The organism is Pseudomonas sp. FG29 (genome assembly GCF_057809355.1).
This window is the reverse complement of the sequence record NZ_JBMDJU010000015.1, coordinates 49,222-68,429: the sequence shown is the minus strand read 5'-3', so window position 1 is coordinate 68,429 and position 19,208 is coordinate 49,222. Positions and strand designations below refer to the sequence as shown.

Below are 19,208 nucleotides of genomic sequence, written 5' to 3'. Positions count from 1 at the left end.
GGCTTCACGCGACAAGCAGCAGGCAACAGGCAACAGGCAACAGGCAACAGCATGCCCGCAGTGAACGCCTGGATACCTCGCCGGCAGGAGCGGCTTCAGCCGCGATGAGGCTTGGCACTGCGCTCGCAAGCAGCGCCAAGGAGTTCGCTCATGCACGACGAACCAGGCGCCAATAAGCCGCCTGGTCTGCCGGCGAAGATGAGGTTTACCCGGGCTGAATCAACTGGCGTAGAGGTAAGCCTCCACATCCATGCCGGCATCACGCATCTGCGCAAGCTTGTAACGCAGGGTGCGCGGGCTGATGCCCAGGCGCTCGGCAGCCTCCTTGCGGCGACCACGCTCGGATCGCAGCGTGTCGATGATCACCTGGAATTCACGCCGCCGCAGATCTTCACCCAAGGCTCCTGCCTCTCCTCCTGCTGGCACGGCGTCGGCGACCGATACAGGCGCTGCAGGCACCACGGCCAGACGTGGCAGAGAAATTTGCACAGCCTGCCCAATGGCCGTATCGAGGCACAGATCCTCAGGTTGAATCTGCCCACCCTGCTGCAGAATCAAGGCACGCTGGATCGCGTTATCCAACTCCCGCACATTTCCCGGCCAACCATGCTGCACCAGGCAGCGGACGGCCGCCTCGGACAGCCTGACCGGCGCGTGATTCATTTTTTTGACGTGCCGAGCCAGCAAGCGCTCAGCCAACGGCGGAATATCGGCAGGTCGCTCGCGCAGCGGTCGCCACGCCAACGGAAAGACGGACAAACGGTAATACAGATCCTCGCGGAAGCGCCCTGCCGCCACTTCGCCGGCCAGATCGCGGTTGCTCGTCGCCAGCACGCGGATATCGAGGCTGAGCGGCTTGCGCGCGCCCACGCGTTCGACCTCTCGCTCCTGCAGAACACGCAGCAACTTGGCCTGCAGCCCAAGCGGCATTTCGGAAATCTCGTCGAGGAGAATGGTGCCACCGTCCGCGAGCTCGAACTTACCGGGTTGTGCCGTCACCGCACCGGTGAAGGCACCCTTCTCATGACCGAACAGCGTGGCTTCGAGCATGTTATCGGGGATCGCCGCACAGTTGATGGCAATGAAAGGGCCATCGGCACGGGGTGAGCGCTGATGGATATAGCGCGCCAGTACCTCCTTGCCGGTACCCGACTCGCCGGTGATCATCACCGTCGAATCACTCTGCGCCACCCGCGCAGCCAGTTCCAGCAGTTGCCGACTGGCCGGCTCCACAGCCACCGGGCCGTCCTGCTCGCCGCCACCGAGGCGCCCCAGCGCATGGCGAGCCACCAGCTCGAGCAAGGCACGCGGCTCGAACGGCTTGACCAGGTAATCAGCAGCCCCTTGACGAATCGCATCGACTGCACGCTCGACGGCGCCGTAGGCGGTCATCAGCAGTACCGGCAATTGTGGGTAGCGTGCTCGAATCTGCGCCAGCAACTGGTGACCATCCATTCCCGGCATGTTCACGTCGCTGACCACCAGACTGAAAGCTTCCTCTTTCAGCGCCAACAGCGCCGACTCGGCACAATCCACCGCACGGTAATCATGACCACCGAGCGACAGAGTATCGGCCAGGGCCTCACGCAGCGCGCGATCGTCTTCAACCAACAGGACTTTGGCAGCCATGGGTTACTCCTGAATCGGGTTTGGCGCCGCATCGAGCAGCGGCAGGGAAACGATGGCGCAGGTTCCGAGACCCGGCCGAGAATGCAGCAATAGGCGCCCTTGGTGGGCCTTGGCGACCGCCTTGACCACGGCCAGGCCAAGGCCGGTACCGGTGGTTTTGGTGGTGAAGAACGGCTCCCCCAGACGTGCCAGTGTGGAGGCATCCATCCCAGGGCCGTTGTCGCTGACGCACAGGCGCAACTGGTTTTCACGACGATAGAGATGAACCTTCAGACGCACCTCTCGCCCGCCGGCCTGGATTGCATTCTCGATGAGGTTGATCACCGTGCCGACCAACGTATCGCGGTTGCACAGCAATTCACCGATACGGGCCTCACACTGCCAGCGCACGTTCATGCCCAGGACATGGGGCTCTGCAGCGGCACGCACAGCGTCGAAGAATGCGGACGGCGATAAACGATCCGGCAGCGGCAATTCGCCGCGAGCGAAGACCAGCATGTCGCGCACCTGGTTTTCCAGCTCGTGCAGACGCTCCTTGAGACGCCCGGCAAAGCGCTGTTGCTGTGCGGTATCGAGTATCTGGTCGTTGAGATGACTGGCGTAAAGAAGTGCGGCCGATAGTGGCGTTCGGATCTGGTGAGCCAAAGACGCCACCATCCGCCCCAACGCTGACAGACGTTCGTGACGCGCCAGCTGATCCTGCAGGCGACGGGTTTCCGTCAGATCGGTGAGCAATATGAGTTGGCCTGGCTCGCCATGCAGGGAGCGGGTCGCAATGGACAAGCGGCGCCCGTCCTTCATGGATATTTCGTGACCATCGTCTTCGCGAGGCGCGAAGTTACGTGCAATAACCTGACGCCAGAGCATGCCTACCAGCGGCAGCCCCAGCATCGACCTGGCCACCGGGTTGGCCTCACGCACCACCCCCTGGCCATCGATGACGATCACCCCGCCAGGCAACAGATCCAGCAGGCTTTGCAGGCGGTGCGCCAGGCGCTCCTTCTCTGCCAGCTCCTGCATACGCTGAGCGCTCACCAGCGCCAACTGCCCTTTCAGCTCGCTGACGCGCGCCTCGAGCATGCTGTAGGACTCGCTGAGCTGACTGGACATCTGGTTGAACAGAGCGAAAGCCTGTTCCAGACCTGCACGACTGGCCTGCTCGAGCGGCGCGGAAGGCTGCTCGGTATTTTCGCCGGGGCTGACACTTGCGTTCATCTTCATCTCTCGCACTGCACCGTCAGAAGACGGTCGGTTGCAAGAGACTTAGCAATCCCCATGCCTACTTTTTTGTCTTTATTTTTCAATCACTTAAAAAATAAAGCCGGTAGCTGCGTCAAAGCCCCGGCTTCATTTCAACGAGATACCGCGTGAAAAACAGTTGAGTTGACGATCAATCGTCGTCGGAACCGTCTTCCTCGCGGCGGCTCATGCCGTACTTGCGCATTTTCTCCACGAGCGTGGTACGGCGAATGCGCAAGCGCTCAGCGGCACGCGCCACCACACCACCCGCATCATCCAGCGCCTGCTGAATCAGCCCTTGCTCCAGGTTGCCCAGATAGTCCTTCAGGTCGAGCCCTTCAGGCGGCAACATAGCCGGCGTGTCCAGGCCCGGCAGGCCGGCCATGATGGCTGCACGCTCCTCCATTTCGTCACGCAGGCTTGCCGCGAGGTGCTCGTCCTCATCGTCGACATGGCGGAACTTCTTCGGCAACTCACCCACACCGATCACCCCATAGGGATGCATGATCGCCATGCGCTCGACGAGGTTGGCCAGCTCACGCACGTTGCCTGCCCAGTCATGGCGACACAGCGACATGATGGCCGCAGAGTTGAAACGAATGGAGCCGCGCTTCTCGTGCTCCATGCGCGAGATCAGCTCGTTCATCAGCAGCGGAATGTCTTCGATGCGCTCACGCAGCGGCGCCATTTCAATCGGGAAGACGTTGAGGCGGTAATACAGATCCTCACGGAAACTGCCATCCTCGATCATCTTCTCCAGATTCTTGTGCGTGGCGGCAATGATGCGCACGTCGGCAGTTTGCGTCTTGTTGCTGCCGACGCGCTCGAAGGTGCGCTCCTGCAGCACACGCAGCAACTTGACCTGCATCGGCAGCGGCATGTCGCCGATTTCATCCAGGAACAGCGTGCCGCCGTTGGCCAGCTCGAAGCGCCCTGCCCGGCTGGTGATGGCACCGGTGAAGGCGCCCTTCTCGTGACCGAACAGCTCGCTTTCCAGCAGCTCAGCAGGAATGGCACCGCAGTTGACCGGCACGAAAGGAGCTTCACGGCGCTTGGAGTGATAGTGCAGGTTGCGCGCCACCACCTCCTTACCGGTACCCGACTCCCCCAGGATCAACACACTGGCTTCGGTATCCGCCACCTGTTGCATCATCTGCCGAACCTGCCCAATGGCGCGGCTGGTACCGACCAGGCTGCGGAACAGATTGGGCTCGCGCTGACGGCCACGATCGCGCGCCTGATCGTACATCTCTCGATAGACCTGGGCACGGTGTAGCGAGTCGAGCAGTTTGTTGTAGCTCAGCGGCATTTCCAGGCTGGCCAGCACGCGACGCCGCAGGTCTTCCGGCCATTCGCTGGCAGCTGCAGCATCACCGATGGTCAAAAGCGGCAAAAACTCGTCCCAGGCAGCGATCTGCTTGGTCAGCTCCAGTGCGCCGCCCTTGCTACGAACTTCCCCCAGCAGAACGCTGAGTACGTCACGGCTGGACTCGAGCGGGGCAACTGTCTGCTTCCACTCCTCGCTGCTGCAACTGAGGTGTTCTTCCCCGAGAAAATTCAGAATGATCGCCAGCTCATGGCGGCGCGCGGCATTGTCATCAATCAGGAGAATCTTGGTTTCACGCCACATCTTGTGTATGTCTGACCCGAGGAGTGAAGGGGATGGCCCGCCATAGACCGAGCGGCAACCAGCAATTGGCCACTAGTAAAGTCAATATTTTGGACGCAGTCAATTTTATGGCGTGTTTTTTTGCCCGCATCTGACAATAGCTAAGCAGCTGTTTACATTATCGGGAAAGGGAAAGCGATGAAAAACCGCATAGCACCGTAGAAGCACAGAAGAAAGGATGGGCTCACAATGTCGGCAAGCCCTGATTCCTCGATAGCCAATCAACCGAACAGTTGATAGACCTTGGCGCCCTGATGAGAATGGTTGAGTTGCAATAACTCGCCAGCCAGACGCTGCTGCTCGGCCTGACACACACTCACCAGCTCACGATACAGATCGAGCAGTTGCTGCAGATTAGAGCGCAATTGCTCTTCATCCTGCACACCCTCGACCATGGCGGCATCCACCGCCATGCGGCATTGCAGATCCAGTTCGCCAATAGCGCTCCAGTCCTGATTGGCCAGGGCATCGCGTAGCGCCACACCTGTGGCCTGCAAACGCTGGACGGATGAATTCATTGCCTTTCTCCTCCGACACCAGGCTTATTGAGCGATGGCATCCCAGCCTGCCTTGACGTTACGCAGCAAACCGGAAACCTCTTCGAGAATAGCGGGCTCGTTGCTGATGTTCGCCTCGGTCAGGCGGTTGATCATGTATTCGTAGAGATTATCGAGATTACTGGCCACTTCGCCACCTTGCTGATAATCCAGGCTCTCACGCAACCCGCAAATGATGGCAATGCTCTTGCCGATCAACTCCCCCTTGAGCGCCGTCTGCTCGCGCTCCATGGCGCCACGCGCCTGGGCAATACGTGCCAGGCCACCCTCCATCAACATCTGGATCAGACGATGAGGGCTGGCTTCGATGGCCTGGGCCTGAGTATTGACGGTCTGGTACTGCTTGAGGGCCGCCATGGCATTCATAATCGCTCTCGCTCTACCTGTGGGCTGATACTTCAGATATCGGCCAAGGTACTGAAAGCTTTAGCGAAAATCAGCCTACCTCAGTTGGCTCCACTTCCGGGCCGATGGCGTCCCAAGCGCCCTTGATCTGACCCAGCAGGGATTCGACCTCATCAAGGGTGCGCGGGGTCTTGTCCAGAGCCACCCCGGCCAAGCGACGGGTCATGTAATCATAGAGAGCATCGAGGTTCTCGGCGATTTCACCACCTAGCTCCTTGTCCAGCGCCGCCTGAAGCACGCCGAGAATGGTGATGGTGCTGCCCACGGCCAGGCCACGAATTTCCGTATCGCCCTCGACCTGCGCCTGCCTGGCAAGCATCACACGCTGCAGCGCGCCCTCGAGCAAGAGTTGCACGGTGCGATAAGGCGATACCTCCTGGCTGGTCTTGACCTGCTTGTAGGCATCGATGGGGGTTTTACTCATGATTCAATCCTTTTTGACAAAGCCAGGCAGGTTGGCAAGCATGCCACCGAGACTATCGCTGGTGCGTTTTAGCTGCCCCACCAGTGAGTCCATGGCGTTGTACTGTGAGTAGAGGCGGGTTTGCAGGCTCTCGATACGCTGATTGAGCGTCTTGCGCTGCTTGTCGACATCCAGTTTGGTGGCCTGCAACGCATCGTTGCGCTGCTTGAGCACCCCATCTGTGGCGACATACGTGGTGGTGAAACTCGATAGACGCCCCATCAACCCATTGTCACCGGTGAGGTAGGCGCCGACTTGATCGAAATTTTTGTCCAGTGCCGCCGTCAATTGGCTGTCATTCAAAGACAGCTTGCCATCCTTACCCGTGGTAATGCCCAGTTCGGCCAGAGCCTGGATGCCACCATCAGCGCTTGACGAGTTCACCAGCTCGTTACGCAGGCCGGACAGCAGACTGCGTACCGAGGTATCGCCGAACAGCGGGCCGGTAACCGGGGCCGAGCCATCGACAGGGACATAGGCAGTGAGCTGGGAGGTGGTGGAAATCAAGGTGTTATAGGCATCGACGAACTTTTGCAGGCTGCTTTTCACGCTGCCTTTGTCGACCCCTACGGTCAGGCTGATGGTCTTACCATCGGTCAGATCACCACTGCTCTGCGCGGCGAGCAGATCGAGGGTAACCCCTTCCAAGGCATCCTTGATGGTGTTGCTGTCTCGCTCCAACTGCAGACCGTCTATGGTCAGCTTGGCGGACTTGGCCTGGGTGATCACCCCACCAGCCCCCGTACTGGAGTTAGGCTTGAGAAAGGCACCGACATTATCAGGATCGGCCGCTGCAGTGAAGGCCAAAGTAGACAGCGCATTGTCACCACTGACGGCACCAGCGGGCGCCGTGGGCACTGTCACTTTGACGTCGTTGCCCTGCCCGGTCTTGGTAGAGCTCAGCACCAGGCGCGAACCGGAGTCATCGGTAATGATGGTGGCACTGATGCCGCTGCTCTTGCCGGCCTCGTTGATCGAGTCACGAATGCCGGCCAGGGTGTTGTTGGCCTCTGTGACTTCGACGCTGATGCTGCTCGAACCGGCAGAAATTTCCAGCGTACCGCCACCGAAGGTCGCTTTCGTCCCACCGGATACGGCTTGCAGGGCCACCTTGCTACTGCTCGCCAACTGCTGCACCTGTAGGTTGTAGCTGCCGGCAGGCGCGGTAGAGGTCGCCGTGGCCTTGACCATACTGCTGTTGGAAACGCTGGCCGTGCGCGACTCGAACAAGGAGGTCTTGTTCAGGGAATCTATGGCGCTCTTGAAGGTATTCAGCGCCCCGGTCAATGTACCGATGGCAGAGATGCGCGTGGTGGTCTGCTTCTCGAGCTTATCGAGCTGGTTGGTCTTGGGGGCTTGTTCGGCTTGAACCAACGTCTTGACGATTGTGTCAATGTCGATGCCCGAACTGATTCCTGAAATACCCGCCATTTCACGTTACCTCGTCAATAATTCGACTTCACTCGTCCAGTGGAAGAGTAAGAGTCAAAACCCATGCCAAGGTTTACTGCTTATGCCTCAGCCTTGAACAGCAAGCTGCGCACTTCCGACAGGTTCTCTGCCAGTTTGAGCGCCTCTTCCGATGGAATCTGTCGGATCACGTCACCCGATCCGGCGTCGGTCACCTTGACCACTACACGACCAGAGCCGTCGTCGACCGCGAAGTTGATACTGCGTCGCACCGACTGCACGAACTCCTGGATGGTAGCCACCGCATCCTCGACCTCTTCGCGACTCGCTTCCTGAGTGGGCTCGACGATACGCGCATCGACCTGAGTCGTTTCATTCACGCGCTGAGTAGACGGGGCAACGATACCTGCACTGCTGCCGACGGGTTTCTGGCGCGGATCCGTCGCAGCCGACAAGCCAGCGTCACGCGCAAGCAAAGGATTTACTGTAGGTTTGACCGAACCGACGTCCATAAAATAATCCTCACAATGAGGTAACGGGGAGAAGAGCCAAGCCCTTCCCCCCGTAGTTTAGCGCCTTCGACCTTAGCCCAGGAGACTGAGCACAGCCTGCGGCAACTGGTTGGCCTGGGCCAGGATAGCAGTACCAGCCTGCTGCAGAATCTGGTTCTTGGTCAGCTCCGAGGTTTCGGCAGCGAAGTCAGTGTCGCGAATCCGACCACGGGCAGCCGAGGAGTTCTCCGAGATGTTCTGCAGGTTGGAGATGGTGTTATCGAAGCGGTTCTGCACGGCACCGAGCTGGGCACGCTGGCTGTCGATGTTGGAGATCGCGCCGTTGATGATACCCAGAGCGGTCTGTGCCCCCCCAGCTGTACTGATGTCGACGTCCTTCACCGAATCCAGAGTACTGAACTTGTCCGAACCCAGACCGGCGGTCATGCCAGTGACCTCGAAGGCATCGGCTGCCTCGAGCTGAACCTGACCATCAGCACGGGCACCCGCACCACCGTTGATGGTAGCCGCAGTCCCCACGTTCTCGTCGCCCTCGAAGTTCTTCGCCTGCAGGGTAGCGGTGGCACCGCTGCCGCCCTGGTAGTTCTTGATGGCGATGGCATCGCCGCGGGAGCTGACCAGTTCGATCTTGTCGCCTTTGGAGACGGCCGAGATACCCGTCTTGCCGGTTTCCTTGTTGATGGCGTCAGCCAGTGCACCCAGTTGCGTGGTGTCGGTCACAACTGCGGAGATGACGGTCTTGTCGGTCGACTTGGTGCTGCTGTTGGCGCCATAGAGCTCGAAGGAGATGGTGCCACTGGCCGAGATACTGCCCAGTTCGGCAACGGTACGAGCGTTGGCGGTCACACCGGTTTCGTCGCTCTTGGCGTTGACGGCACGGGCAATCTCGCTGGCGGCAGCACCACTGGCCGGACCAGTGATGGTCACCTTGCCGCTGGCAGCATTGGTGGTGAACTTCGAAGCGATCTCGAAGGACGCATCCGAGTAGGCGGTGGTGCCGAAGGCTGCCGCGCCGCTGGCGCCACTGGTGATGGCGCCGGCTGCACCACCGGAAGTGGTGACACGGTTGACGCCGATACGATCAGTGGCTGCCGAGCCGATGGAAACGCTGATGGTCTCGTAGGCGTTGGCACCGACCTGGAAGCTTTGCGAACCGAAGCTGCCATCGAGGATTTTGCGGCCACCGAAGCTGGTGGTTTCGGAGATACGGTTCAATTCCTGCTGCAGCTGGGACACTTCGCCTTGCAGCGCGGCACGCTCGACAGCGCCGTTGGAGCCGTTGGCCGATTGCAGGGCCAGGTCACGCATACGCTGCAGGATGCCGGTGGACTGTTGCAGGGCACCTTCAGCGGTCTGCGCCAGGGAGATACCATCGTTAGCGTTACGGGTCGCAACGCCCAGGCCATTGATCTGGCTGGTCAGACGGTTGGCGATCTGCAGACCGGCCGCATCGTCCTTGGCGCTGTTGATACGGGCACCGGTGGACAGACGCTGGAGGGAAGTGTCCAGGCCTTTGGCCGAGGCGTTAAGGTTACGCTGAGTGTTGAGGGACGCAACGTTAGTGTTGACTGTAAGGGCCATGGTATTGCCTCCAGATGACCTTGAGTACCGATTGTCTGAGCTTGCGAGCTCGGGCCTGCTTGCTCAGACGCCCAGAGAGTTCGCATTCGATCTCTTTATCGGCGTCTGCCTGGAGAGCTTTAGGGACTTTTTTCAGCTTTTTTTTATTCTTCCCGTTCAGGCACTTAGCCCAAAAAACCTGACCTGCCAAGGTTATTGACTGAAATCCGTCAAGCCATTGGTCTGGCCCGACGGCGTTCACCCCCCTCGCTCAGTCCGGCATCCAGGCGTCGCGCCAGCGCTGCAGGCCTGCACCTTCGAGCATCCAGTCGCGATGGACTGCTGCACGCAAACGATCCCCCGCCTCGGCGGTCGCGTCGAGGTCGTTGATATGCATGCGGATGGCTTCGACCCAATCGCGGAAACGGTTCTTCACCCGGGTCACGGGCAGGTCGCCCTTGTAGCACTCCAGATCACTGCAGACCACCGGAAAACCACAGGCGCCGTACTCGAGCAGACGCAGATTGCTCTTGCACTCGTTGAACAGGTTCTGCTCCACCGGCGCTACAGCCAGATCCAGATCCAGCCGCGCCAATGCGGCCGGGTAGGTGTCGATCTCGACCCCGGCATGCACTTCATGCACGTAGGGGCGGATGGCGGCTGGGCACATGCCGAAAAAGACCCACTCCACCTCCTCTGCCAGTTCCTTGACCACATCCGCGATCAGTTCCAGATCTCCGGTATGACTTATACCACCGGCCCAACCCACACGCGGCTTGCGACCACGCCTGCGTTTGGCATGCAGGCCCTGCCACCACTCGAGCGGCAAACGGTTCTCCACCACGCGTATGTCGTCATGCAGCCCGGCAAAGGCCTCAGCCAGCGGCGCGGTGGAGACGACGAAGCGATCGACGAAGCTCAGGCCACGGCGCAGGGACTTGAGAATATCCCTGGGCATGTGCTCACGGTGCACGCTCTTGATCGGCAGGTTGGGCAGATAGTCGTCCAGTTCATAGACGGTGAAGGCCGAGGAGAACTGCTTGATGCGCCGCATCGCTTCCAGGCGCTCGTCGCCGATCTGCCGCTGCAGCACGATCACGTCAGGGTTGTAGCGTTCCAGTTCGACCACCTGCAACAAGCCTTCGGAGAGCATGCCATCGACTAGCGCGTCGCGCTGCATCGCGCGCAAAGGCCTGATCACCCGATAGTTGCCGCAGCCCCAAGGATCGGCCGGGTGCGCCAAAACCACCGGCAGAGGCCGCCAGGTCAGCGGGCGCCAAGTCAGGTTGTTGTCGGCCTCCAGCTCGAAGCCCTTGCCGTTGAGGGAGAGATTGCGGTTGTAAGCCGGGTCGCTGGCCAGCGCCGGCAGCCATTTCTGGTACATCGCATCCTGCTCACCCATGAAGCGCTTGTACTTGGCCTCGGCGGCCTTGGGGTCGATTCGTTTCTGGCTCACGCTGCCTTCGTGCATCAGAACGGCGTGGGGCGTCCAGACAATCAGATGGCCGGCCTCGCGTACCTTGAGGCACAGGTCGACGTCGTTGTAGGACACCTTGAACTGCTGCTCCTCCAGCCCGCCGACCTCTGCATAGATCGACTTGCGGATCATCAGGCAGGCCGCCGTGACCGCACTGTAGTTCTGGTCGACCTGCAAGCGCTGCATGTAGCCCGGCGCGTCCATCGGATCACCGATGAAGGGGTGCTCTGCCGGCCCACGCAGACCCAGCAGTACGCCGGCGTGCTGAATACTGCCATCCGGGTAGAGCAGCTTGGCACCGACGATACCCACCTCGGGGCGCAACGCATGGTTGAGCAACTCGTCCAGCCAGTGCTCGCTGATGATCGCGGTGTCGTTGTTGAGCAGCACCAGGTAGTCGCCACGCGCCTGGCGCGCCGCCATGTTGTTGATCGCCGAATAGTTGAACGGGTGCGGATAGCGCAGGATGCGCACCTTGCTGTCGCCCAGCGCCTCGACCCCCTCGAACCAGGCCAACGCCTCGGGCGTTTCGCTGTTGTTATCGACGATCAGCAGCTCGTAATTACCGTAGGCTGTCTTCTCCAGCAGGCTTTCGACGCAGCGCTGCAGGATGGGCAGCTGATCCTTGGTCGGAATGATGATGGAAACCAGCGGCGCATCCTGGTGGCCATAGTTGATCCGGTAGCGCCCTGGCAGATGCGGCACAAGCCGCGCCGCGGCATAGCCGCGCCGCTGCAGATGAGCATTAATGATGGCCTGCTCGTCAGGGCAGTCCTTGAGCGCCGGAGCCTGAGTAATCAGCAGCGGCTCGTCGACATGGCCAATACCGCCCCAGCCCTGGCTTTCGATCAGGCGCAGTATCAGGCCAAGCTCCATGGCACTGGCATCCTGCTCAGCGAAACCGCCGAGCTGCAGCAGAACGTCACGACGGAACAACCAGTGTCGCGCCATGCCCACGGGAAAGCTCAACAGCAGATCGAGATTGAACGCTGGTCGGAACGCCGCCCCGAGATCACCGGAAGGCAGGCGCTGCAGCTCATCACCATAGACAGCCGTACAGGTACTAGCCGAAACCAGCTCAAGGCCGGCGATCAACAGCCCGGTGGGGGTGAACAGTTCCCCAGCCTGAACGACCATCGCCCATTCGAAGTCCATCTCGCCCAGCTCGGCGTTGAGCGCCTGGATGTAACTGTCGGCGTCCACCCGCAGCATGTGCAGTTTTCCACCTCGTTGCGTGGCCGGAACGTCGGCCACGGACAGCACCAGGATGCGTACCGAGGCATACCAGTTATCCTCGCCCCCCAGGCTCTTGATGGTGGCCGCCAGCCCATCCATGTCGCCGAACAGGTCGACGATCACCACCGCGATCAGTGGCCCACCACCATGGGCCTGCAGGTAGTCATCGATCAGGGTGCGCTGCGCCTGGGTGGGAATTCGCTCGGCCAGCCAGGTGTTCAGCTCGCCTCGCGCGCCGCGGGCATCGCCCAGAGCCAGACGCGGCTCGACGAACCAGGCACGCCCCTGCTGCCAGGCGCAGGGCTGCCACTGCGCATCGAAGCCGTTTTCCAGACTGCGTTCGATATGCTGTTTCGCCAGCTTGGCCAGCTCGGGATACAGACGCCCGGCCTGCAGGGCGAGCTGGTAGGCATGGGCAGTACCCAGGGCTGGTTTACCGAAGAACTTGCGATCGACCAGTTGCAGTACACCCGCCAGCTCGAGCAGCGCCGCTGCACGCTCCTGATCGTGCTCAAGCTGGCGCAGCAGCAGCGATTCCAGGGGCCACTGTCGAGCGAAGCCGACGATGGTTTCGAGCGTTTCGCTGCGAGCGGAGAAATTCGGCCCGCGCTCATCGAAGATGCTCAGGTTCGAGCCATGAACGCGGTATTCGGTCAGGCACTCCGGCAACCGGGCGATGCTGCCTCGCGCCAGCAAGCGCCCCCACAGCTCGAAGTCCTGCACGTAACGCAGCAGAGGGTCATAACCGCCGAGTGCGAGCAAGTCGCTCCTGCGCACCATCGCCGAGGGCGCGTTGAGGAAGTTGCCGGTCAGCAGTTGACGGCGCAGGTGGGTGATCGGCTGGTTGAAGAACGCCTCGGTATCACCGCCGACTCTCGCCCCCTGGGCATCGATGACCGCGATTTCGCTGAACAGCGCGACGCACTCGGGGTCACCGCGCAGGTACTCCACCTGCCGGGCGATACGCTCCGGCAGCATGCGGTCGTCGGAGCCCAGAAAAGCCACCCACTCGCCCTGAGCCATCTCGAACAGGCGATTGGATACGCGTGAAGGCCCCTCGTTTTCCTTCAACAGCAAAGCGTGCACACGCTCCGGGTAGCGTTGCGCGTATGTACGAATGACACTGGCGGTACCATCAGGAGAGGCATCGTCAGCGATCAGGATCTCAATGTTCGGATAGCTTTGTGCCAGAACCGACTCGATGGCCTCGGCAACATAAGCCTCATGGTTATAGGCGGCGATACAGACGCTCACCAGAGGGCATTCACGCCGCATGTCCTTGGACTCGCGCAGCCGTGCCAGCTCCACTCTGAGCCGATCGAGAACAGGAGTCGTCGAAACACCCTTGCCAAGGTTATCGCTCATGCGCGACCTCCATTGCCGACAGCCTGGCAGAACGTCTCGTAATCACGGTAGTAATCCGCCTCCGTGTAGTGGGCGGATGCCAATACCATGCAAACGGAGCCACTGGAAAAGTTGTCGATTTCACGCCAGATCATGGGCGGAATATAAAGCCCATAGTAGGAACGGTTCAGGTGGTATTTGAACTTGGTGCGGCCATCGTCGAGGGTGATATCGAAACTGCCGGACATGGCGATCAGCAACTGGTGCAGATCCTTGTGGGCATGACCGCCACGGTGCGAGCCACCGGGAACATCGTAGAGATAGTAGACGCGCTGAATTTCAAATGGCACATGCTGCCCTCCTTCGATGAAGGTCAGGTTGCCTCGGGGGTCTTCTATCTTCGGTAGATCGATAATCTTGCAATGCTGCAGCGACACGTCAGTGCTCCCGTGCAGAAGAATTCGGATGGGTTGCGGCGAAGCTGTTGCAAGCCTCGATCACGTGGTCGACCTGCGCAGCCGATAACCCTGGATAGATCGGTAAGCTGAGCACCTGCTCACTGAGCATTTCCGTCACTGGCAGGCTCAAGCCGGCAAGTTCGCCATAGGCTGCCTGCCGATGGATCGGCGTCGGATAATGGATCAGCGTCTGCACACCGGCTTGCGCAAGATGCGTTTGCAAGGCCGCTCTGTTGCCACTGCGCAGCACATAGAGGTGCCAGGCATGCACCTCCTCCTCGGCCAGCATGTTCGGCAGCGCGAACAAGTCAGGATCCAAACCTTGACGATAACGCTGGGCGATCGCCTGTCGTGCCTGGTTATCGGCATCCAGGTGCCTGAGCTTGATACGCAGAAAGGCTGCCTGCAGCTCATCCAGGCGTGAGTTGCCGCCTTTACGATCGTGTTGATACTTGATGGTCGAGCCATAGTTCTGCAGTGAGCGCATCACGGCTGCCAGTTCCGCGTCATGGGTGGTCACGACGCCGCCATCACCCAGCGCGCCCAAGGGTTTGCCGGGAAACAGACTGAACCCCGCCGCCACACCCCAAGCACCGGCCTTGCGTGCCCCAAGACGCGCACCATGTGCCTGCGCAGCATCCTCCAGCAACAACAAGCCATGGCGCTGGGCTATTTCGGTAAGTGCCGTCATATCGGCCAGGCGACCATAAAGATGCACCGCGAGAATGGCCCGAGTACGCTCCCCGATCGCCGCCTCGACTGCTTGTGGGTCGAGGTTGTAGCGAGAGAGCTCCGGCTCGACCAGGCGAATGCGCAGGCCACTGGCGCTCACCGCCAAGGCAGTGGCGATGAAGGTATTTCCCGGTACCAATACTTCGTCGCCGGGTTGCAGACGCCCCACTTCCAGCAGTGCTCGCAGAATCAGCACCAGGGCATCCAACCCGTTGCCGACCCCGATGGCCTGCTCGACGCCGCAATAGCTGGCGAAATCGGCCTCGAAGGCCCGGCACTCTTCTCCCTGGATGAACCAGCCACCGGCCAGTACCCGCTTGAAAGCCGCCTGGAACTCATCCTCGAAGCGCTGATTGAGCGCCTGCAAATCCAGAAATGGAATCATCCCCGGCGCCTCACTCGATCACGCAGTACGCAGAATAGGGCTGATAAGAACTCTTGCGCAGTGCCAGGCCCTGTATGCCCAACACCTCCATCACGGCCTGCGTTTCACCCGGAAAGGAAGGACAGTTCAACTCATCGAACACCAGGATGGCCCCCTTGGGCATACGTGGCAGAACCAGGCGCAGCATATCCCGCGTCGGTTCGTAGACATCCATGTCAAAGTGCGCGTGGGAGATCAGGGCTTCGGGGTTTTCTTCCAGCCAGCGTGGGAAGGTTTCGCGCACATCGCCCTCGACGATCCGGAAATTTTCTCGGGCGCCAATCGGGCTACGTGCCGCATGGGTTTGCAGAATCTGCTCGAGGGCCTGTTGCCAGCCCTGGCTCACTGCGTAATCCCCCACCTGTGCATCCGGGCCATCCTTGCTGTCCACCGATACGAACCCCTGGTCGAACGTGGAAAAGGAAAGGATCTGACGCCCCGCATTCCAGGGCTCGTGGATCATCTTGAGCAACATCAGGATATTGAGACTCGCCCCCCATTGGCTGCCGAACTCGACTACCCGCCCCGGCACTTCGATGGCCTGTCGGTAGATGAAATCCAGCCAGAGGATACGTGCCAGGGACGGCGCGCTCAGAAACACCGGCAGGTGGTTATCCCATTTGCGCCCCAGTTCAGGCAGGCTGCGGGCCAACAAAGCATTGAGCTCATCCCCCGCGGCGAGTTCTTCTTCCTTGCGTGCAGTGAATTCACGCTGAGTTCGCTGATAAGTCATCGGGATTTATCTCCAGGCCTCACGGCTTCATGCAAGGGTAATTCGATCTGCGCCAAACCATCGACCACGCAGCTCGCGCAAGTCTGTTCGAGGTAGGCACGGCTACGCAGGCCAGAGCAAAGCAGCAGCGGCAGGACGCCGGTTTCTCGGGCACAGATGTAGTCGCGCTCGGTATCGCCGATGTATACCTCCGGGCAAACCCGCTCGAGCACTTGGCGCTTGCCATTGGCCAGGAAGGGATCGACGAAATCCACGCTGGCAAAGTCGTCCAGGCCCAGGTAGCGGAGCTGCATGGCCGCACTCACCGGATTACGGCGGGCGGAAATCAAGTGCAATGAATGACCCGCCTCACGCCATTGCCGCAAACGCTCCGGCACACCGGGCAATAGCTGGTCGTGTCTCAACCAGTGGAAGTCCTCGATCCCCTGCTCCCACAAGGAGGCCACTCGCTCTGCCTGCTCGGCGCGCGCGCCGAGGCGCACCAACGCCGCGCGGTTGCTCAGCCCTTCGCGCTTGAGCGCCCAGCACGCGGGAACGTCCAGCACCAGCCGGCATGCCTTGGCCAGCAGGCCAAGCAAGGTCATCTGCCGCTCACGGCAACTGATGAGCGTGCCGTCCAGATCCAGACCAATCCTCATTCGCTGGCGTCCATCAGGTATTCGGTGTACTGACGGGTCACCACACACTCGCTGAAACGAGGGCGCAAGAATCGCTGTGGATCCTCACCCGACAGCGCGGCAAGGTGGGCGGCGAAAAAGTCGGTTCCGTTCAATGCACTCATGGCGGTGCCGGCGCCGAGGCGCGGGTTGATGTCGATCAGGTAATGCACACCGCCAGCCAATCGGGTCTGAAAGCAGAACGGCTCGCTCAAGGAAAAACGCGCCACGAAGAACATGGCCAGCTTGTCCAGCAAGGGATCACGCACTATCCGCGCCTTGCTGCATACACCGGACTTCACTTCCAGGCGTTGGCGCACGGACGTCAGCACCTGGCTACCCCAGGGAAAGCAGTCCACGGTGAACTCACTGCCGTCGATGTGCTCGTAAAAACTCCAGCCCTCACGGAGAAAAGGCGCAGCCTGACCGGCATCGTCCAGGACATGTGTGGCTCGGCCACCAAACCCACCGTCACGCTTGGCCACGACACGCCCGGACGCCGGCAAGGCGTGCGCCTCCAAAAGCCGGGGCGTCAGCACGCCGTCCACGTCCAGCCAATCGCCATAACGGCTCTTGGCCAGTGCCGCGTTACAGAAATCGACGCCATTGCAGGCCACCCTGGCACTCAACTGCCCGCGCCTGGCCGCCGCTACGGCGACCTCGCTATCGATCAAAGGTACATAGGCATCGATGGCATGGGCCTGCAGGGCGGACTCCAGCCGCTCGAAATAATCGGCCGAGTCACTACCAGGCAACACCAGGTGCTGCCGGGAGAACAGCGACGCGCTGACCAGCTCCGCAGGGTTGGTGTCGGCCGTGAACAAGGCAACCTGGGGAAACCAGCGTGATTGCGCCAACGCATAGGCGTAACCGGTTCCCGTGCCGGCGGCGGTTATCAGCACGCTCAGGTTCATCGAGCGGCTGCCAGTGTGGATTTGATGTGCTCGTATATGCGCGCCCCGACATGCCCATCCTGTTGCTCTGCGAACCTGGGAATCGCCGCCATTCGATGCTCCTTACCCGCATCCTCACCCCGTTCGAGCGCTTCGATGAACTGCTTCACGGCCTCCATCGACTCGGCTTTCGGGAACAGGCTGACCAGATCCTCGCCCTCCTCGTTCAGTCCCATGCCATGGGGATTATTGAGATACAACACGGGCTTTCCGGTCAGCAGGTAATCCATGAGGAACGAGCCGATGTCGCTGATCAGCGCATGGCTGCAGGCAAACACATGGCGGTGATCCGCACGTTCGTCGACGATGATGCCAAGCCGATGCAGCTCGGCCTTCAATGCCTGAATATCGGCATCGCTGAAACCCAGCACGGACTTCATGCGCATCCACAACAAGGGGTGCGGTCTGAACAGCAAGGCCAGACGCGGATGATTGGCGAACAGGGCGATGATGTCGCTGCCCAGGATATCGAACGTGGACCACTGCTCCTGATCGAAGGAAAAATGGGTATTCCACAGCACGGGGATGCGGTTGCCCACTTGCGCCAACAACTGCGGATCGATCTCGAACGCTGCCAGGTCGGCCAGTTCATCGAAGCGCGGATAGCCCGACACCACGACATGACGATCGCCCGTAGGGCAGTGCCGCAGGTACATGTCCTTGAGTCGCTGCGAGCGAGCAAAGACGACATCCGAGGCTTTCGCCACCGGTTGTCCGTACTGCAAGGCGAGATCGAAGCTACCGCCACCGATCTCGATACCGTACGGAACATAACTGATCGAACGAACCAGAGGACGCACCGCCTCGAATCGATATTCGGCAGGCCGGGTATCGTCGTAGGGCGAGGTGTAGATGACGGCATCGATCTGCGCTTGCGCCAGGTCGAGACGATCCCAGGCGATGAACGGAACGCCCTCGTCGTGCAGGTACTGCTCGACCTTGGATCTGCGCCATTCGTAGGAGTCATGGAAGAACGGCATCAGCACCACCAGCGCCTCGGCATTGTCGTCTGCCAGTGCTGCCTGCCAGATCGTGCGAACATTGGCCCAGGCTTCGGGAGCCTGCAGGAAAATGGCGAGCCGGGTAGCGGCTCGACGTTCCGGCAGGGCGTCATATTCCGGCTTGCGCATCAGATAGACAACACTGGCCTGATCCTGTGCCTGGCTGATCACGATAGGGATACGCCGAACCAGTTGCATGCCCCTCTGGGCAAAGGTCGCGAGATAAGCCTCCTCATCCCGGTACAGGGCCTCGTAGGCACCGTCGTTGTGATAAAGATGGCCCTGACCGTCCAGGCGTACCGAATCCTTGAGCACCAGATAGCCGCCCGGTTTGAGCGCGCTCGTGGCGGCATCCAGCGCCTGCGCGAATTCGCCGTCATCGACCAGGTAGGTCAGCATGCCCATGATCGATACGGTGTCGTAGATGGGCTCCAACTCCAAGCGCACGGCATCACCCACCTGGAAACGCAGGTGCGGATGCGCGGTGCGGCGCGCCTGTGCCTTGGCGATCAGGGGCGCCGACAGATCGAGCCCCAACCCCTCGCTGCAATCTCGCCCGAGCACTTCGGTGAACTCACCGTCGGAGCAACCGATATCGAGCAGGCGTCCCTGCGGCTTCAAACAGGGCAATACGTGCTGGCGCAGTACGACATGTTGGCGGTCGTACATTTCCTTGGCAGCCAGTTTCGAGTAATCGGCCTTCTCCCAGAACTTTCGGGCCAGCGCTCCGCTGCCTTGCTTACTCATGTG

At 60.6% G+C, this 19,208-nt stretch carries 16 protein-coding genes; all 16 read right to left on the bottom strand.

Annotated elements, in window-relative coordinates; genetic code table 11:
- Positions 1–219: 219 nt before the first annotated feature.
- The 16 genes from fleR to ACODS1_RS15945 all read right to left on the bottom strand — a co-directional run bounded on the left by fleR (position 220) and on the right by ACODS1_RS15945 (position 19,205).
- On the bottom strand, positions 220–1,629 hold the full coding sequence (fleR, locus tag ACODS1_RS16020) for a sigma-54-dependent response regulator transcription factor FleR (RefSeq protein WP_489086449.1): 1,410 nt from the start codon (positions 1,627–1,629) through the stop codon (positions 220–222).
- Positions 1,630–1,632: 3 nt separating this feature from the next.
- On the bottom strand, positions 1,633–2,844 hold the full coding sequence (locus ACODS1_RS16015; protein WP_489086448.1) for a sensor histidine kinase: 1,212 nt from the start codon (positions 2,842–2,844) through the stop codon (positions 1,633–1,635).
- 175 nt (positions 2,845–3,019) lie between these two features.
- Positions 3,020–4,498, bottom strand: coding sequence for a sigma-54 dependent transcriptional regulator (locus tag ACODS1_RS16010; RefSeq protein WP_489086447.1), 1,479 nt, complete (start codon positions 4,496–4,498; stop codon positions 3,020–3,022).
- 260 nt (positions 4,499–4,758) lie between these two features.
- Positions 4,759–5,055 carry a flagellar protein FliT gene (gene fliT / locus ACODS1_RS16005; RefSeq protein ID WP_489086446.1) on the bottom strand — a complete coding sequence of 99 codons (297 nt, stop codon included), beginning with the start codon at positions 5,053–5,055 and terminating at the stop codon, positions 4,759–4,761.
- A 24-nt stretch (positions 5,056–5,079) separates the two neighbouring features.
- Positions 5,080–5,460, bottom strand: a complete 381-nt coding sequence (fliS, locus tag ACODS1_RS16000) for a flagellar export chaperone FliS (RefSeq protein ID WP_489086445.1) — start codon at positions 5,458–5,460, stop codon at positions 5,080–5,082.
- A gap of 70 nt (positions 5,461–5,530) precedes the next feature.
- The gene (fliS, locus tag ACODS1_RS15995; protein WP_489086444.1) at positions 5,531–5,923 is read right to left on the bottom strand and encodes a flagellar export chaperone FliS; all 393 of its coding nucleotides are present in this window, start codon (positions 5,921–5,923) and stop codon (positions 5,531–5,533) included.
- A gap of 3 nt (positions 5,924–5,926) precedes the next feature.
- Positions 5,927–7,393 (bottom strand): flagellar filament capping protein FliD, encoded by a 1,467-nt coding sequence (fliD, locus tag ACODS1_RS15990; RefSeq protein WP_489086443.1) that lies wholly within the window; start codon positions 7,391–7,393, stop codon positions 5,927–5,929.
- An 80-nt stretch (positions 7,394–7,473) separates the two neighbouring features.
- Complete coding sequence (locus tag ACODS1_RS15985) at positions 7,474–7,884, bottom strand: flagellar protein FlaG (RefSeq protein WP_489086442.1); 411 nt, start codon at positions 7,882–7,884, stop codon at positions 7,474–7,476.
- A gap of 72 nt (positions 7,885–7,956) precedes the next feature.
- Positions 7,957–9,465: a flagellin gene (locus ACODS1_RS15980; RefSeq protein ID WP_489086441.1), complete on the bottom strand. Its 1,509-nt coding sequence runs from the start codon at positions 9,463–9,465 to the stop codon at positions 7,957–7,959.
- A gap of 250 nt (positions 9,466–9,715) precedes the next feature.
- Positions 9,716–13,522 carry a glycosyltransferase gene (locus tag ACODS1_RS15975; RefSeq protein ID WP_489086440.1) on the bottom strand — a complete coding sequence of 1,269 codons (3,807 nt, stop codon included), beginning with the start codon at positions 13,520–13,522 and terminating at the stop codon, positions 9,716–9,718.
- Complete coding sequence (locus ACODS1_RS15970; protein WP_489086439.1) at positions 13,519–13,938, bottom strand: sugar 3,4-ketoisomerase; 420 nt, start codon at positions 13,936–13,938, stop codon at positions 13,519–13,521. Before ACODS1_RS15970 ends, ACODS1_RS15975 begins: the two co-directional genes overlap by 4 nt.
- 1 nt (position 13,939) lies before the next feature.
- Entirely contained in the window at positions 13,940–15,076 is a 1,137-nt protein-coding gene (locus ACODS1_RS15965; RefSeq protein ID WP_489086438.1) for a DegT/DnrJ/EryC1/StrS family aminotransferase, read from the bottom strand.
- Positions 15,077–15,086: 10 nt separating this feature from the next.
- Positions 15,087–15,848 carry a class I SAM-dependent methyltransferase gene (locus tag ACODS1_RS15960; protein ID WP_489086437.1) on the bottom strand — a complete coding sequence of 254 codons (762 nt, stop codon included), beginning with the start codon at positions 15,846–15,848 and terminating at the stop codon, positions 15,087–15,089.
- Positions 15,845–16,486, bottom strand: a complete 642-nt coding sequence (locus tag ACODS1_RS15955) for an HAD family hydrolase (RefSeq protein WP_489086436.1) — start codon at positions 16,484–16,486, stop codon at positions 15,845–15,847. The genes ACODS1_RS15960 and ACODS1_RS15955 overlap by 4 nt, the downstream gene beginning before the upstream one ends.
- Positions 16,483–17,418 (bottom strand): ATP-grasp domain-containing protein, encoded by a 936-nt coding sequence (locus ACODS1_RS15950; protein ID WP_489086435.1) that lies wholly within the window; start codon positions 17,416–17,418, stop codon positions 16,483–16,485. The genes ACODS1_RS15955 and ACODS1_RS15950 overlap by 4 nt, the downstream gene beginning before the upstream one ends.
- A complete protein-coding gene (locus ACODS1_RS15945) occupies positions 17,415–19,205 on the bottom strand; it encodes a methyltransferase domain-containing protein (RefSeq protein WP_489086434.1) in 1,791 nt (596 codons plus the stop codon). Before ACODS1_RS15945 ends, ACODS1_RS15950 begins: the two co-directional genes overlap by 4 nt.
- Positions 19,206–19,208: the final 3 nt, after the last annotated feature.